This is a genomic window from Bacillus sp. V33-4 (assembly GCF_002860225.1).
Classification (GTDB): domain Bacteria; phylum Bacillota; class Bacilli; order Bacillales; family Cytobacillaceae; genus Bacillus_BJ; species Bacillus_BJ canaveralius.
This window is the reverse complement of record NZ_PGVC01000002.1, coordinates 87,914-103,444: the sequence shown is the minus strand read 5'-3', so window position 1 is coordinate 103,444 and position 15,531 is coordinate 87,914. Positions and strand designations below refer to the sequence as shown.

General features: G+C 42.2%; 14 protein-coding genes. 8 read left to right on the top strand and 6 right to left on the bottom strand.

Going from position 1 to position 15,531, the window contains the following annotated elements:
* Positions 1-90: 90 nt before the first annotated feature.
* The 5 genes from CVD23_RS01015 to CVD23_RS00995 all read left to right on the top strand — a co-directional run bounded on the left by CVD23_RS01015 (position 91) and on the right by CVD23_RS00995 (position 5,815).
* Positions 91-939 carry an extradiol ring-cleavage dioxygenase gene (locus CVD23_RS01015; protein WP_101664806.1) on the top strand — a complete coding sequence of 283 codons (849 nt, stop codon included), beginning with the start codon at positions 91-93 and terminating at the stop codon, positions 937-939.
* Positions 939-2,147, top strand: coding sequence for a 4-hydroxybenzoate 3-monooxygenase (gene pobA, locus CVD23_RS01010; protein WP_101664895.1), 1,209 nt, complete (start codon positions 939-941; stop codon positions 2,145-2,147). Before CVD23_RS01015 ends, pobA begins: the two co-directional genes overlap by 1 nt.
* Before the next feature lie 316 nt (positions 2,148-2,463).
* A complete protein-coding gene (locus CVD23_RS01005) occupies positions 2,464-3,828 on the top strand; it encodes an MFS transporter (RefSeq protein WP_101664804.1) in 1,365 nt (454 codons plus the stop codon).
* Between the two features lie 113 nt (positions 3,829-3,941).
* Positions 3,942-5,294 carry an aromatic ring-hydroxylating oxygenase subunit alpha gene (locus CVD23_RS01000; protein WP_101664802.1) on the top strand — a complete coding sequence of 451 codons (1,353 nt, stop codon included), beginning with the start codon at positions 3,942-3,944 and terminating at the stop codon, positions 5,292-5,294.
* Positions 5,291-5,815, top strand: a complete 525-nt coding sequence (locus CVD23_RS00995; protein WP_101664800.1) for a 3-phenylpropionate/cinnamic acid dioxygenase subunit beta — start codon at positions 5,291-5,293, stop codon at positions 5,813-5,815. The genes CVD23_RS01000 and CVD23_RS00995 overlap by 4 nt, the downstream gene beginning before the upstream one ends.
* A gap of 70 nt (positions 5,816-5,885) precedes the next feature.
* On the opposite strand, the gene CVD23_RS00990 is transcribed toward CVD23_RS00995, so the two are convergent.
* On the bottom strand, positions 5,886-7,574 hold the full coding sequence (locus tag CVD23_RS00990) for a sigma 54-interacting transcriptional regulator (RefSeq protein WP_101664798.1): 1,689 nt from the start codon (positions 7,572-7,574) through the stop codon (positions 5,886-5,888).
* A 202-nt stretch (positions 7,575-7,776) separates the two neighbouring features.
* On the opposite strand from CVD23_RS00990, the gene CVD23_RS00985 reads away from it, so the two are divergent.
* Genes CVD23_RS00985 through CVD23_RS00975 form a run of 3 tightly spaced genes read left to right on the top strand, consistent with a single transcriptional unit; the run spans position 7,777 to position 11,289 of the window.
* Positions 7,777-9,210, top strand: coding sequence for an aldehyde dehydrogenase family protein (locus CVD23_RS00985; protein WP_101577130.1), 1,434 nt, complete (start codon positions 7,777-7,779; stop codon positions 9,208-9,210).
* Between the two features lie 14 nt (positions 9,211-9,224).
* Positions 9,225-10,073, top strand: coding sequence for an AhlS family quorum-quenching N-acyl homoserine lactonase (gene ahlS / locus CVD23_RS00980; protein ID WP_101664796.1), 849 nt, complete (start codon positions 9,225-9,227; stop codon positions 10,071-10,073).
* A gap of 16 nt (positions 10,074-10,089) precedes the next feature.
* Complete coding sequence (locus CVD23_RS00975; RefSeq protein WP_101664794.1) at positions 10,090-11,289, top strand: iron-containing alcohol dehydrogenase; 1,200 nt, start codon at positions 10,090-10,092, stop codon at positions 11,287-11,289.
* Positions 11,290-11,510: 221 nt separating this feature from the next.
* Here the strand turns inward: CVD23_RS00975 and CVD23_RS00970 are convergent, their stop codons facing one another.
* The 5 genes from CVD23_RS00970 to CVD23_RS00950 all read right to left on the bottom strand — a co-directional run bounded on the left by CVD23_RS00970 (position 11,511) and on the right by CVD23_RS00950 (position 15,046).
* Positions 11,511-11,879, bottom strand: a complete 369-nt coding sequence (locus tag CVD23_RS00970; RefSeq protein WP_101577133.1) for a hypothetical protein — start codon at positions 11,877-11,879, stop codon at positions 11,511-11,513.
* 16 nt (positions 11,880-11,895) lie between these two features.
* Positions 11,896-12,414, bottom strand: coding sequence for an acyl-CoA thioesterase (locus tag CVD23_RS00965; protein WP_101664792.1), 519 nt, complete (start codon positions 12,412-12,414; stop codon positions 11,896-11,898).
* 248 nt (positions 12,415-12,662) lie between these two features.
* On the bottom strand, positions 12,663-13,553 hold the full coding sequence (gene cidR, locus CVD23_RS00960; RefSeq protein ID WP_101664790.1) for a cidABC operon transcriptional activator CidR: 891 nt from the start codon (positions 13,551-13,553) through the stop codon (positions 12,663-12,665).
* Positions 13,554-13,770: 217 nt separating this feature from the next.
* Complete coding sequence (locus tag CVD23_RS00955; RefSeq protein WP_180955476.1) at positions 13,771-14,313, bottom strand: NADPH-dependent FMN reductase; 543 nt, start codon at positions 14,311-14,313, stop codon at positions 13,771-13,773.
* 529 nt (positions 14,314-14,842) lie between these two features.
* Positions 14,843-15,046, bottom strand: a complete 204-nt coding sequence (locus tag CVD23_RS00950) for a thioredoxin family protein (RefSeq protein ID WP_257987816.1) — start codon at positions 15,044-15,046, stop codon at positions 14,843-14,845.
* Between the last annotated feature and the right edge of the window lie 485 nt (positions 15,047-15,531).

Below are 15,531 nucleotides of genomic sequence, written 5' to 3'. Positions count from 1 at the left end.
GCCAACTGTGAAAAAAATTAGCTTCATCTTTTTTTGTTGATTATTGTAAGCGTTTGCTTCTATCGATATTTATTTAAACGGGAGGTTATTATGACGATTGAGTTAAGCATGCTGGTGCCCCATGTTCCTAGTATTTGTCACGAAGACCAGGTTCCTGAGTTTCAAAAGGATATGGTTTCCGCCATGAAAGATGTTTCTAAAGAAATTTACAGGTTGAAGCCGGATGCGATTGTGCTTGTTTCTTGCCACTGGCCATCGACTTTCTTCCATTACGTTGACTGCACACCGGAGCATAATGGTATTTTAACAGCTATCGAAGCCCCCGACCTGATCAAGGATGTTCCTTATCATTACCCGGGCGATCCAGACCTTGCCGACGAATTGGTCAAAGCCGGGCAGGATGCCGGCCTTCAAGTCCAGGGAGTGAATGATCCTTATTATGTTTGGGATTACGGCAGTGTCGTACCATTGCGCTATCTTGTGCCACAGGAGGATATTCCCGTTATCAATTTATCGGTGACATTAGCTGCGAGTCTTGAGGAAACGTATAAATGGGGGCAAGTGATTGCCAAGGTTTTACGGAAAAGTGACAAAAAGATCGTTTTCGTTTCAAGCGGAGCCTTATCACATAATTTAGTTCGCGGGAGACATAACAAGCCGACCGTAGCCGAACATGCCCTCGATAAGCAGTTCGTTGAATTCGTGATGAACAAGGATTATCAAGCTGCGTATAACATGCTTCCGCAGTATGCCGGAATGGCGAAAGTGGAATCAGGAGGGCGCCATCTTGCCATGTTATTCAGCATGATTGAGGAAGGCTCCGAACCGGTTTATTTAGCTGACGGGCAATCATCAGGCAGCTGGAATGCGCTGATCACATTTGCCAAAAGCGCACTTGTCACTGTAGAAACCCAGGAAGAGAGCGTACTTGCCAAATGATGAAAACACAGGTTGGCATCATCGGGGCCGGCCCAGCCGGTCTTCTTCTTTCACATCTTTTACATTTACAGGGCATTGACTCGATTGTCCTCGAACATCGTTCTCGTCAAGACATCGAAGCCACGATCCGAGCAGGAGTGCTAGAACAGGGAACTATGGATGTTTTGAAAGCAGCGGGTGTTGGTGAACGAATGGCAAGGGAAGGACAGGTCCACAAAGGCATTGAATTGCAGTTCAATGGGAAAAGGCATCGGATCGACTTTTTTGGGCTGACTGGTGGCAAAAGCATCAACGTTTACGCTCAACATGAAGTAATCAAGGATTTGATTGATGCGCGAATCAAGGCAGGCGGAAAAATCTATTTCAGTGTCCGTAATGTCAGTCTTCATGACATTGATACTGCGTCTCCAAAGATCCATTTTATTATGGAAGGGGAGACGCACGAAATTGAAAGTGATTTTATTGCAGGATGCGACGGTTTTCACGGTCCGAGCCGGCGAACTATTCCGGACAGTATACGGAGCGAAAAACAAAAGGTATACCCGTTTGGCTGGCTCGGCATTCTCGCCAAAACTCCTCCAGCAAACCCTGAATTAATCTATGCACATCACGAACGTGGCTTCGCTTTGCTCAGTACCCGTTCACCAGAAATACAGCGTCACTATCTGCAAGTGGATGCAAAAGACGACATCGCGAACTGGTCCGATGATCGGATTTGGACAGAGCTGCATGCCAGGGTCGATACTGGAGATTGGAAATTGGTAGACGGTCCGATTTTCCAAAAGAACATAGTTGCAATGAGGAGTTTCGTCTGTGAAACGATGCAACACGGGCGATTGTTCCTGGCCGGGGATGCAGCCCATATCGTTCCGCCAACTGGGGCGAAAGGTCTAAATCTCGCTGTAGCAGACATTCTCGTACTATCACGTGGGTTGAGTGAATTTTTCCATGAGGGCAAACAGGAAATTCTGGGCTGCTATTCAGAAATCTGCTTGGGCAGAGTCTGGAAGGCACAGCGGTTTTCGTCGTGGATGACAACCACTTTACATCGGAACTTTAATCATAACCCATTCGAATACGGCATCCAGCTGGCAGAACTGGAGTATGTAACCTCTTCCTCTGCGGCAGCCACCTCACTCGCAGAAAACTATGTGGGTTTGCCATTTGAAATGCCATTTATGCCATTGCAGACTGGAGCGATTATATAATTCTTTACTGCATCCTAAAGCGCAGCATTCGCTTTGTAGGGATGCATTTTTTTATTGCAGGAAAGTGATTATAAAGATCAAACGCTGCTCCTTTAGTTAATTTTAAAAAATTAAAAAAATTTTAAATTGTTGCATATAGTGGAACACTACGATTGTGCGGTTTCTATAAAGCTACTATTATCATTGTAAGAATACCAATCTACGAAGGAGAAGGTGTTGCAAAGATCCATTTATTGCAGTTTTATGTATACGCTTACAATTTTAGGTGATCGTAATGTCTTATGTGCTTTGAATAAAAATGGAATGGAGTGTTAATATGCGTACTATAAACCCATCAGAAGTTGTCGCTGCCAGTAAATTTAACCGCTTTCATTTGCTTATCTATCTCTGGTGTTTCTATGCCATTATGTTTGATGGTTTTGACATTGCCATGTACGGAGTTAGTTTGCCGTGGTTAATGGAAGAATGGAGCCTTACGCCCGTTCAGGCCGGGGCTGTGGGCAGCTATTCTCTAGTCGGCATGATGATTGGTGCATTTGTATTTGGTCCGCTTGCGGATAAAGTTGGAAAGAAAAGGGTATTGGCGATTTGTATGGTCCTTTTCAGTATTTTTACATTAGCTGCAGGCCTGGCACCGAACCCTACATTTTTTACCGTTATGCGGTTTATTGCCGCACTTGGAATGGGCGGATTAATGCCAATGGTCATCTCTCTCATGACCGAATATTCTCCTAAAAGAAACAGGGCACTTATCGTTGCGACTATGTATTGCGGCTATTCGGTCGGAGGGATTCTTGCGAACCTTATCGGCATGTATCTGGTTCCAGAGACAGACTGGCGAATTATTTACTGGATTGGAGTCATACCATTTCTGACATTGCCGTTCTATTTTAAATTTTTCCCAGAATCTCTGTCTTATAAAGTTGGGAAAAATCAAGCTAAGGAGCTTTCCTTGGTACTAAATCGGATTGACCCAGCTGGACATTATAAAGAAAGTGATTCTTTCCAGTATTCAAGTGGACAAAAAGCTTTCAAAGGATCGACTGTCAAAAAACTGTTTGAAAACAAGCGGACGGCAAGCACCCTCGCTATTTGGCTGGCTGTTTTCAGTTGTCTCCTGATGGTCTATGGATTGAATACCTGGCTTCCTAAAATTATGCAGCAATCCGGGTATGGCCTGACCTCAAGTTTATCTTTTAACCTCGTGCTGTGCTTCGGGCAGGTGCTGGGTTCCTTAGTGGGAGGCTACCTGGCTGAAAAGATTGGTCATAAAAAAGTTCTGATCAGTCTATATGCTTTAGGTGCCATATGTTTTGTTTCATTGAGTTTAACTTCTAATTTATTCCTTCTATATATATTGATCATGATCGGTGGAGCATGTACGGTAGGTAATATGAACCTGACAAATCCATATATAGCGGAATACTACCCACCGGAAGCACGTGCAACTGGAATGGGCTGGGCATTGGGATTTGGACGGATTGGGGCAATTTTGGCTCCTACTCTCATTGCTTTTATCCTGGCTGCAGGGATTGCTCCGCAGAATGCTTTCATTGCTTTTGCGATTCCAAGCATTGTCGGAGCTGTAGCCCTCTTGCTGGTTAAAGAGAAGTATGGCAGCTTTGATAAACTCCAGGAAGAGCGGTCGGAAATTAAAATAAAGGCCCCTGTGAACGTTTAATGTGATTATTTTTACTATAATGCTTAAACGCCTTGTTTACTTGATGGAGCAATATAAACTCTGGAATCTATGCAAGGCGGTTGGCGTTTTATAGGAGAAGGAGGCATCGTGCGATGATTAGAAAGACATTGGATGAAAAAGCATTTCATATTTTAGAAGATAAAATGAAGGAAGGGTTATTGCCCCAATGGGTGTTGACTGACCCGGATATTTATCAGCTGGAAATGGAAAAGATATTTGGACATACTTGGCAATTCTTAGGACATGAAACAGAATTAAAGGAGCCTGGCAGTTATGTGACCAGGTGGATGGTAAATGATCCAGTCTTACTCGTAAAGAATCGGAATGGAGAGATAAAGGCGTACCTAAATTCTTGTACACATCGCGGCACGCAATTATGCACAGCAGACCGGGGGAATAAAAAAACATTTACATGCCCTTATCATGGATGGAGCTATAATCTTGAAGGAGAGCTCATCGGAATTGTCGCAGGCAATAAAATATACGGCGAAGAAATGGATAAATCTGAATGGGGACTTCGGAAAATTCCCCAGGTTGGCATCTACCAAGGAATGATTTTTGGGAATTTAGATCCGCATGCGGAACCTTTGGAAGAATACTTAGGAGAAATGAAATGGTATTTTGACTTAATGCTGGGCAGGAGCGACGGTGGCATGGAAGTTAGAGGCCTTCCGCAGCGTTGGGTGGCCAAAGCCAACTGGAAAGCAACTGCCGAAAACTTTGCTGCTGATCCTTATCATGTACAAACTACCCATCGCTCAACCGTTGAAATGGGGATAAGTCCTGAAGACCCTCTTTATGCCGGCTATGGGCATCAGGTTGTCATGGAAAATGCCCATGGCATTAATGTCATTACTTCTAAAACCGGTAAAGCCAGGGTCCCATTCCAGGGTACGCCAGAATCGATGTGGCCAATGTTTGAGAGAAATTTAACTCAAGAGCAGCTCGACATTCAGTCAAGGGTAACGGTGTTTGTAGGAGGCGTCTATCCAAATCTATCATTTGTAAGTCCGATTCATGGCACTGAAGGAGATTTACACAACTATCTAAATTTTAGGATGTGGAGGCCGTTAGCGCCTGACCGGGTAGAAGTATGGTGCTGGTTCTTGATTGATAAAGCAGCTCCCGAAGAATATAAAGAAGCTGCATACAAAGGATATTTAGGCTCATTTGGTCCATCCGGGACATTGGAACAAGATGACACCGAAACGTGGGCGCGTATTGTCGAAGTAAGTAAAGGTTTAATGATGCGGGATAAAGAGTTGAATTATAATAGTGTAAGCAACTATTTAATGGGATTCAATCGGGTTGAACCAGATCCGAATTTCCCCGGGCCAGGTATAGCCTATCCAACAACCTATATTGATGCACTATCGAGAAGTATGCATGAACAGTGGCTTAAGCTCATCTCCAAAGATCTTTTTGTATTGGAGGAAAGCAAATGAGCACGGAACTACAGGACAAAATAAACTATCAATTACACTATGAACTCACCAATTTTCTTTATCAAGAAGCCTATTTTTTAGATAATCGTAAATATAAAGAGTGGCTGGAATTATTAGCGGATGATCTTCAATACAGGATGCCTTTGCGCGAAACAGTAGAAGGTGTTGGAGTAGAAGATATTGCTAAGGATATATCATTTTTTGAAGAAACGAAAAAATCATTAACGACAAGGGTGCATCGGTTATACACAAAATCGGCATGGGTTGAAAACCCGGCCACAAGACAACGACATTTCATTACCAATGTTATGATCGAAAGCACAGCTAACCCTGATGAATTCAAAGTGAGAAGTTATTTCCTTTTCCAGCGCAGCAGAGGCTCAACTCTTGACATTGAGCAGATGTTTGGAGAAAGACATGACATAATCCGAAAAGTGGATAACCAGTGGAAAATCGCTGCAAGAACCATTTATCCTGATCAGTCCGTGATCACGACAATGAATATGAGCATGTTTTTATAATTGTGGATGTTTTAGGTGCCTGACCCCCGCTGCGTTAATGCTTTAAAGCAGCGCGGGTCAGGCCCTTTTTTTAGTTCCTCCATTTCTTTATTTTCTTGACTAGTGTTGAATGGTCAATACCAAGTTCTACAGCTGCTTTTCTTAAAGAAGGATGCTTCTTTATCGTGTCATAGACGATTCGCTGTTCATAATTTTCGACTTTTTGTTTGAGTGTTAATGGCTTTTCAAAATCTGCCTGGCTATAAACATGCACGGGCAGATGATGTGGCTCGATGAGATTTGCTGGAATAGAAACAATCATATTTTCCATCAGATTCCGGAGTTCTCTTACGTTGCCGGGCCAATGGTAAGACTGAAGGATTTTTTTGGACTCTTCAGACAAGCGCTTTTCAATGCGGAACTGTTGGCAGAAATACGAAAAATAATGATCAACCAATAAAAGGATATCTTCCTGCCGTTCGACAAGAGGAGGAATATGAATTTCGACTACCTGGAGCCGATAATATAGGTCTTCGCGAAAATCTCCTTTTTCAATAAGTTTATTTAAGTCTTTATTGGTGGCCGAAATGATTCGGATATCAAGTTTTCTTGGTGTTATTCCACCAAGTCTTATAATCTGTTTTTCCTGGATGACTCTAAGCATCTTCACCTGGATCGTGAGCGGCATTTCACCAATTTCATCAAACATGACGGTTCCGCCATCGGCAAGTTCAAGCAGGCCGATTTTCCCATCCTTATTCGCCCCGGTAAATGCGCCTTTTTCATAACCGAATAGTTCCGATTCCAACAGCTGCTCAGGAATCGCACCGCAATTCACTTTGATGAAAGGTTCATTTTTTCTCGTGCTGTAATGGTGTATCAAATTAGCGAATACCTCTTTTCCACCCCCTGAGGGCCCGGATAAAAGAATGCTGGTTGGATAGGGAGCGACCTGTTTCACCTTGTCATGGACCTCGCTCATTTTTTCGCTTTGGAAGACGACGTGTTGATCAGAGTCATGTATCTTCACGGAAAAGCGGTGATCATGAAATTGTGAAAAGGTTTTGGCTCTTAATAATTCATGCTTGATATCGTTCAGTTGCGTAATATCTCTGACGCTCGTTACAACTAACTCAATTTCACCAGAATCATTCAGAACCGGGTTCCCGGTTACAATGACATCTTTTTTGCCGCCGATTTTTTGTATGATTGAGATTTTCTGTTTCTTTTCCAGAACGAGCAGGGACACAGATTGATCGATATAGCCGTTCAACATTAATTTCTTCATATGCCTGCCGATCAGGTCTTTACGGTCAAAGCCGGTCATATCCTCGTAAGCTTTATTGACATAAATCGTAATGCCTTCACTGTTCACGACATAAATTCCATCGGTTGAAAACTCCAAAACCGCTTCCCACTGTTTCAGCAAATTCCGGTATTGTTCAATTTCGGAGATATCCTGAATGACACTTATTCCGCCAATGAGATTGCCGTCTTCATATAAAGGAGTACGATTGACCATGCACTGCTTTCCGTTAATGACGATCTTTTCACCAATAAAGCTGTCGCCGTTTTTTAAAACTTTCATAATTTTTTGATTTGGAACAAGTTTTTCAATGCTTCGGCCTTCCCAACTTTGAGCCTCGAGTTGAAACAAAGCTCTCGCAGAGGAATTCATAAACCTGATGGTTCCGTGATCATCAACGACGAGGACACTATTATGCATCGATGAAAGAATGTTTTCCCACGGAATGGAATGAAGCAAGCTTTGCGTTTCCATTTAAACACCCCTCTGGTGAATATTTTCAGAAAACAGTGAATATTATCACCACTTTAATTCTAGAAGATTATCAATGATTCCTTTATTTTTGGTGAATTTTTTCAACAGCCAGGGATGAACAATCACTTTAGTTTTCAGTAATGATCACATTGGCATAATTATTGCATTAATAAATGATGACAAATATTAAGGAGGGGATAACTTGAATGCGACGACAAAAGGGCTATTTATTAATGGAGAATGGATCGTAAAGGATCGTACATATCCGCTTTATTCTCCATACCGCGGCGCTTTACTTGCAAATATAAGCAAGGCTGATACTGCTGATGTAAATGTTGCGATTGAAGGGGCTTATGAGGCTTTTCAGCAAATGAAGGAGATGCCTGCACATCAAAGGTCTGCCATTCTATACCGCGTCGTTGAATTGATGCGTGAGCGAAAAGAGGAATTGGCTACTATCATTGCTCAGGAAGCAGGCAAACCAATCAAGACAGCACGCGGAGAAATTGACAGGACAATCGTTACGTACCAATTTGCCGCTGAAGAGGCGAAGCGGATTTACGGTGAGACCATTCCGATGGACGCTGCACCGGGTGGTGAAAATCGGCTGGGGATGACATGGCGGGAACCACTCGGGGTAGTAGCAGCAATCACACCTTTTAACTTCCCGTTTAACCTTGTAGCCCATAAACTCGGACCGGCCTTTGCAGCCGGGAACACGGTCGTTTTAAAGCCTGCTAATCAAACTCCTTTAAGCGCATTGAAAATGGCCGAAATTTTTGATGAAGCCGGCCTGCCAAAAGGTGCTCTGCAGATCGTGACTGGAAGTGGTGCCGAGATTGGGGATCCTCTGGTCACGGATAATCGGGTAAAAAAGGTAACTTTTACAGGCAGTGCGGAGGTTGGAAAAGACATCAAGGCGAAAGCTGGATTGAAAAAAGTAACGCTGGAGCTGGGTTCCAATTCGGCGGTCATTGTCCAGCCAAACGTTCCACTTGAACGGGTCATCTCAAGATGTGTGGAAGGTGCTTTTGTTTATTCAGGACAGGTATGTATTTCATTGCAACGGATTTATGTTCACGAAGATATTTATGAAGATTTTTGTAAGCGTTTTACTGAACAATCGAAAACTTTAAAAATCGGCGATCCTTTAGATGAGAATACGAATATCAGCGCGATGATCCACAGCAAGGAAATTGACCGGATTGAAACTTGGGTCAAGGAGGCAGAAGAAGGAGGTGCCAAAGTAGCGCTCGGAGGAAGCAGACAAAATACGGTATTTGAGCCAACAATCTTACTTGATGTCAACGGAAAAATGAAAGTTGCCTGCAAGGAAGTTTTTGCACCAGTTGTGTCGATCATGCCGTATAAAGATTTGGATGAAGCGATTGGTTTTGTCAATGATTCAGTCTATGGTTTGAATGTTGGAGTTTATTCCACAAATATCGATGAAGCGTTTTATGCCGCAAGAAAGATTGAGTCCGGTGCTATTATCATCAATGATATTCCGACGTTCAGGGTCGACCATATGCCGTACGGCGGTGTAAAGGAGAGCGGTTATGGGCGTGAAGGAATTAAGTACGCCGTTGAGGAAATGACGGAATTAAAATTTGTTTCTGTAAAAACATTTTTATAAGGGGGAATATACGGATGTGCAACACTATTAAACAACATCCAAAGCTGTACGTAATGGATAATGGAAGAATGCAAATGGATAAGAACTGGTTGATTGCCATGCACAATCCGGCGACGCTCAAAAAACCGAACGCGCAAACTGAATTTGTCGAGTTTCCTATTTATACAGTGCTTATTGACCATCCTGCCGGAAAAATCCTATTCGACACTGCCTGCAATCCGGAGTCGATGGGGCCACAAGGACGATGGACTGAGGCGACCCAGCAGACGTTTCCATGGACGGCAAATGAGGAATGTTACCTGCACAACCGGCTCGAGCAATTGCGGGTCAGGCCGGAAGACATTAAATTTGTAGTTGCCTCCCATCTCCATTTGGACCATGCTGGCTGCCTGGAAATGTTTACGAATGCTACCATTATCGTTCATGAAGATGAACTGAACGGTACGCTCCAATCGTATGCACGTAATCAAAAAGAAGGTGCCTACATTTGGGGGGATATTGATGCATGGATCAAGAACAACTTGCAATGGAGGACCGTGAAACGAGACGAGGACAATCTCGTTCTGGCAGACGGAGTGAAGGTTTTGAACTTTGGAAGCGGGCATGCGTGGGGAATGATCGGGCTTCACCTCCAGCTGCCGGAAATGGGTGGCATCATTCTGGCATCGGACGCCATTTACACAGCAGAAAGCTACGGACCGCCAATCAAGCCGCCGGGGATCATTTATGACTCACTCGGTTATGCAAAAACAGTGGAAAAGATACGCAGGATTTCGTCGGAAACTAAATCACAGGTATGGTTCGGGCACGATTCGGAACAATTCAGGAATTTTCGCAAATCAACAGAGGGTTATTACGAATAAGGAAGGAGGGCCTAATATGGCTTTTTCAAAGCTCGTATTTACACCATTAAGTTACACCGGATGGGGTTCTTTAGAGCAGCTCATTCCGGAGGTCGAAAAATACGGGGCCAAGCGCATTTTACTGGTGACAGATCCCGTACTTAAGCAAATAGGCTTGACTGACCGTATAACCGGTCCATTGAAGCAAAAAGGATTTGATGTTGATATTTATACTGATATCGAGCCGGAACCCCCTCTTGAAGTGGGCGAAAAACTCGTCAAATATACAAGGGAGGGGGGATTCGACCTCGTCATTGGACTGGGAGGCGGAAGTGCGCTCGACCTTGCCAAGCTTGCCGCTGTTCTATCGGAACATGAAGGTTTGGTAGCAGACTACCTAAATCTTTCAGGCACAAAGCAAGTTTCCAAAAAAGGGTTGTCGAAAATCCTGATTCCGACTACATCGGGTACCGGTTCAGAAGTGACAAATATAGCGGTTCTGTCTTTGGAAACCACGAAAGATGTGGTCACCCATGATTATTTGCTGGCAGATTCAGCGATTGTCGATCCGGAGTTGACGGTTACGATGCCAGCAAATGTAACGGCCGCAACGGGTGTTGACGCACTAACCCATGCAATTGAGGCATATGTGTCTGTCAACGGCAATCCCACAACGGACGGTTTGGCCCTCCAGGCGATTCGTTTGATTAGCCGCTCGATCAGGAAAGCGGTGGCCGACGGGCAAAATAAACAAGCACGCATCGATATGAGCGATGGAAGCTATATTGCCGGACTTGCCTTTTTCAATGCCGGGGTTGCAGGTGTCCACGCACTTGCGTATCCCCTCGGAGGCCAGTTCCATATTCCGCATGGCGAATCCAATGCTGTCCTTCTGCCATATGTGATGGGGTATATAAGAAGCAGCTGCACGAAACGGATGGCTGATATTCTGAACGCTTTAGGAGGAAATTCAGCTTATTTATCCGATGAAGAGGCTTCATACAAATGTGTAGAGGAGCTTGAAAAACTGGTAGCAGACGTAGGAATCCCGCAAACATTACAGGGATTTGGAATTCCGGAAAGTGCGCTTGAAAAATTGACCGAAGATGGAGTAAAGCAGAAGCGGCTATTGGCCAGGAGTCCTTTGCCTTTAGACAAGGAGGATATTTTCAAAATCTATCAGTCTGCATATGTCGGTAAAGTGACAGAGCCATCTGGACGTAAGATTCTGCAATAAGTATTTTAGTGGATCTGTTTTGGTTGTTTGCCACAGAAATATATCTTACGGAAAAACGCCCTCATGGCGTTTTTTTGATTAATACCGATTCTTTGTCTCCCTGCACTGTTATCTGTCCCTATAGAGTACAAATTTATCACCACTAACAATCATGTATAATGGAAAAAGGGTCACGTTGGTTATAACGGCGTATTCCAATTTTATGGTCGTTGCAAGGCAAGTTACCTGATGCCAGAAGAGGCTAATGATTCAGGTGTTTCACCGAGTACTAAAAGACTGATTTTTGCGTAACCGGTGTTACTGAATTCAGAAAAAGTTTTTTGTAATACTGGGAAATCATCGTCATCTTTTAATTTTTGCAACTCTTTCTTATACAAGCGCAGTACAGAGCCATATACATAATTTGGGACGGCTTGGCCAGGATCCTCACCCATAACTAAACTTCCCATGTAATGATATTTAAAATGCAATGCACGCGTAAGATTAACGATATCCAACAGTTTTCCAAAAAGGTTTGGATGGTCCTTTTTTAACTTCTCCAGGGCTTGTTTGGTGGTTGTTAGCTCATCAATACTGCATAAAGTTAGCATCAAATTCATCCTCCTATTATTTGTCCCATGGTTTTTCCAGTGAAATATACTCAGCTAATTCTTTACTTTTTTGTCTTCTGAATTTACGCATTTCTGCTCTGTCTTTACCTGTGTTGAAGAGGAATTCTTCTTCTTCTGTTTCTGGTAAGACATGTGGAACTTCAACAGGCCGCTTATTATCATCTAAAGCTACAAATGTCAAAAATGCCGTAGCAGCGATCCGACGCTCGCCATTCATCATATCTTCGGCAATAACTTTGCAAAAAATCTCCATGGAGCTTTTTCCTGTGTATGTGACAAACGATTCCACACAGACTGAATCAGTTTGATGAATAGGGCATAAGAAATCGATTGAATCCGTGGATGCAGTTACACATTCTTTAACCCTGGAATGCCTGCGGGCTGATAAAGTTGCGGCATCATCGAGCTTTTTCATCAAGACGCCGCCAAACAATGTATTGTAGTTATTTAAGTCGCAAGATAATACTTGCGCGGTATTGACAATACGGCTTTCGCTCACTTTTTTTGCTTTCATTAAATAGCTTCCTTTCATCCGGATTCTAGCTGAATAAACACTATATCCACTTTGTTAAAAGGTTTTTCTTGCTTGTCAAAAGTTTACGCCGCATTGTTCGGTTAGTAAAATTGTTATATTTTATGATTAGTATAGATGTTATCTATGTAAACACTTACACGTATGCAACATGTATATAGATCAGTTGAATGAAAAAAACGGCTCTATAAGAAGAACCGTTTTCAGCAAAGAATATTTTTATTACACGTTTATCGATAACCGAGTTTAAGCTGTTGTTTCATGAACTGCAGCCATTCTTTCGCAGCAAAGGATAAATATTGATTTTTACCCCATATAATCGCCAGATTCCAACTGATTGATGGATTCACTACTTTGACTGACTTTACATTTTTATTTAGATCCTTGCAAACACTTTCCGGCAGCAGGGAAACACCAAATTTGTTTGCGACCATTTCTTCAATAAAAAATCGTTGTGAGCTTTCCGAAATAACGTGTGGATTGAAGCCTGCATTGTTGCAAGAATAAACAATTCGGTCGTTTAGGACAAAGTCCTTATTAAACAATATGAACGATTCCTTCGCCAATTCAGCTAAATTTACTTCCTCTCGTTCTGCTAATGGATGCGATGGATGAAGGATAAGCCTTAGGTCTTCTTCCATAAAAGAGAAATGGTCAAAGATGTCGTTTTTAGTCGGAAGAACAATCACACCAACATCGAGAAGATTGTTTCCTACCGCTTCTTCGATTTTCTTTGAACCATCCTCAACCAATTGAAAAGTGATCTGAGGATATCTTTCGTGAAAAATGCCAACTATTTTAAGAAAATACTGGGCATCAAATATTGGTGGCAAACCGATGCGAATATGCCCCTTTTTTAGTCCTGTCAGATTGTCTAATTCTATTTCTAAATTCTTAAACGCTTTGTCAATTAATCGCGCTTGCTCCAAAATAATGCGTCCTGCATCAGTTAAGACCAATTGCTTTCGAGATCGGTCAAAAAGAGCAACTCCCAGCTCTATCTCCAGATTTTTAATCATTTTACTAATGGTTGGTTGCGTGATGAATAAATGATTCGCCGCACGTGAGAAACTATTAAAATTTGAAACCTCAATAAAATATTGTAAATGCTTGATATCCAATATCGTACACCTGCTTGTGAGAATTATGGGGATAAAAGCTGGAAAGATAGATTATTAATATATTATTTTATCATGAAGCCACAGTTTTCTATAGGTTGAAAAATTGAAGGAACTGTTTACCTTGTCGAACAATCAGGTGTCTTTTTAATATTTAATGCTAACCGCACAAAAAAGGGAGGTGAATGATCACCCCCCATCTTTGTAAATTTCTATGTTTTTATCGTAAAGTTTTTAATGCTCCACTCCATGCGATCACTTGGTCAAGCATAAGATTGACATTATTCAGGTGTAAATCAGCAGGTTTGAATTCAGCGAAGTTTTCAAAATCTGTAAATAAAGACAATGTTGGGTGTACACGAACGTCCGCAACAAGTAATTCTCCTAAGATTCCGCGTAAATGTTCAGCTGCACGTGCACCACCTGTGGAACCGTAGCTTACGATACCGGCTGCTTTATTGTGCCATTCATCCCGTGCTGAATCAAGTGCATTTTTTAATGCTCCTGTAATGCTGTGATTGTATTCTGGGACAATAAATACGAATCCATCCAAGTTTGCAAGCTTTTCTGGCCATGCTTTTAATCCAGGTTCTTCACCAGTACCTTCGCCTACAAATGGTAATTTGAAGTCCGCAATATCTACGATTTCATAATTTGCATCGCCACGTTTGTCAGCAATCTCCTTTACCCAGTTGCCAACTTGAGGGCTGACACGTCCTTGACGTGTGCTTCCTAAAATAATTCCGATATTTAATTTTTCCATTGCTATTTCCTCCTTGGTGGTTGATGTACCAATTAATTTGCTCAAAAACCCCACGCCATACACCTCTTTATAATTCAACATTTCTTTGAAACTCAAAATATTATAATTATCTCGAATTAAAATATTTTGAATTCGAGATAATATTATACCACTAAAATTACTTTGTCAAAAAATTAAATTAAAACCTTTTAAAAAGCAGGTAACTCTTACGGACGTGCGGCAGTTTTTATTTACTGAGGTTGGTGACTGTACATGAAAGTATTTGAAGAATAAATCTATATTTTGGGAAAATAAATCATAAGGCATTTATCAAAACGAAAAAATCCATGCCAACAGTTTACGATAGTGAAACAAGTAAAAATTATTATTTTGAGACGGGAAACAGTTGGTTAGGCTTGGAATTGTTGTATAGGCTCTTTAATGTATAAATTAAGCTTTTTAACGGACAGGCTTGAAAAAAAGTATGAAGGACCTGCCAGATTGGAACGCAAAGTGCTCCATAAAGCAGGTCCGCGTAAAATAGGATTGTTTATGAGAGAGCAAATTCTTTTACTTGCTCCTCAGGCATAAAACCTACCGAGCGATTTGTTTCTTTTCCATTTTTAATTTGAACAAGGGTTGGAATGCTCATGATACCAAACCTGCTAGCCAAATCAGGTGCTTGATCCACATCAACATAAAAGAAATCCACGTCTGTTTCCTGTTCAGCAACCGCAGAGACCACCGGCCTCAATTGTCGGCAGCCCGGTCACCAATCCGCCCCAAACTCCAGAATAACTGGTTTGTCCGCATTTTCCACAAGTGCTTCGTAATCAGCGTTTTGTATTGCCTTGACCATCATGATTCACCTCTTCTTTAATCTGAAATCGTTGATCAAACTGTAATATAACCAGGAACATCTAAGAGCAGCCCAATTCAGCTGACATTATCAAAGTACCCATTCGTTTGTGGGAATCAAACGTCAACGATTCCCTTTCTAATTATTGACTTGTTTGCTACCTTACATACAAAAGAAGTTGGCAAAGCAAATGCGAATCGACACGACTCAATGTCAAACATGCGATTAAGAGTTAACAATCTGACAAACACCGGCAAATGGAAGAAACTATCCGGCATACAGCCACTCACCAGGGAATAGAGGAGCAAAAAGGTAGTAAGAAGTGATTATGTATGTACGGGACCTTAGCATTAAAACTCATCATTGCTTAGCTTTTCCAA

What these genes read in the sequence shown, in the direction of transcription:
- CVD23_RS01015 (WP_101664806.1), top strand. Translation starts at nt 91, where the DNA reads ATGACGATTGAGTTAAGCATGCTGGTGCCCCATGTTCCTAGTATTTGT.
- pobA (WP_101664895.1), top strand. Translation starts at nt 939, where the DNA reads ATGAAAACACAGGTTGGCATCATCGGGGCCGGCCCAGCCGGTCTTCTT.
- CVD23_RS01005 (WP_101664804.1), top strand. Translation starts at nt 2,464, where the DNA reads ATGCGTACTATAAACCCATCAGAAGTTGTCGCTGCCAGTAAATTTAAC.
- CVD23_RS01000 (WP_101664802.1), top strand. Translation starts at nt 3,942, where the DNA reads ATGATTAGAAAGACATTGGATGAAAAAGCATTTCATATTTTAGAAGAT.
- CVD23_RS00995 (WP_101664800.1), top strand. Translation starts at nt 5,291, where the DNA reads ATGAGCACGGAACTACAGGACAAAATAAACTATCAATTACACTATGAA.
- CVD23_RS00990 (WP_101664798.1), bottom strand. Translation starts at nt 7,574, where the DNA reads ATGGAAACGCAAAGCTTGCTTCATTCCATTCCGTGGGAAAACATTCTT.
- ahlS (WP_101664796.1), top strand. Translation starts at nt 9,225, where the DNA reads ATGTGCAACACTATTAAACAACATCCAAAGCTGTACGTAATGGATAAT.
- CVD23_RS00975 (WP_101664794.1), top strand. Translation starts at nt 10,090, where the DNA reads ATGGCTTTTTCAAAGCTCGTATTTACACCATTAAGTTACACCGGATGG.
- CVD23_RS00970 (WP_101577133.1), bottom strand. Translation starts at nt 11,879, where the DNA reads ATGCTAACTTTATGCAGTATTGATGAGCTAACAACCACCAAACAAGCC.
- CVD23_RS00965 (WP_101664792.1), bottom strand. Translation starts at nt 12,414, where the DNA reads ATGAAAGCAAAAAAAGTGAGCGAAAGCCGTATTGTCAATACCGCGCAA.
- CVD23_RS00955 (WP_180955476.1), bottom strand. Translation starts at nt 14,313, where the DNA reads ATGGAAAAATTAAATATCGGAATTATTTTAGGAAGCACACGTCAAGGA.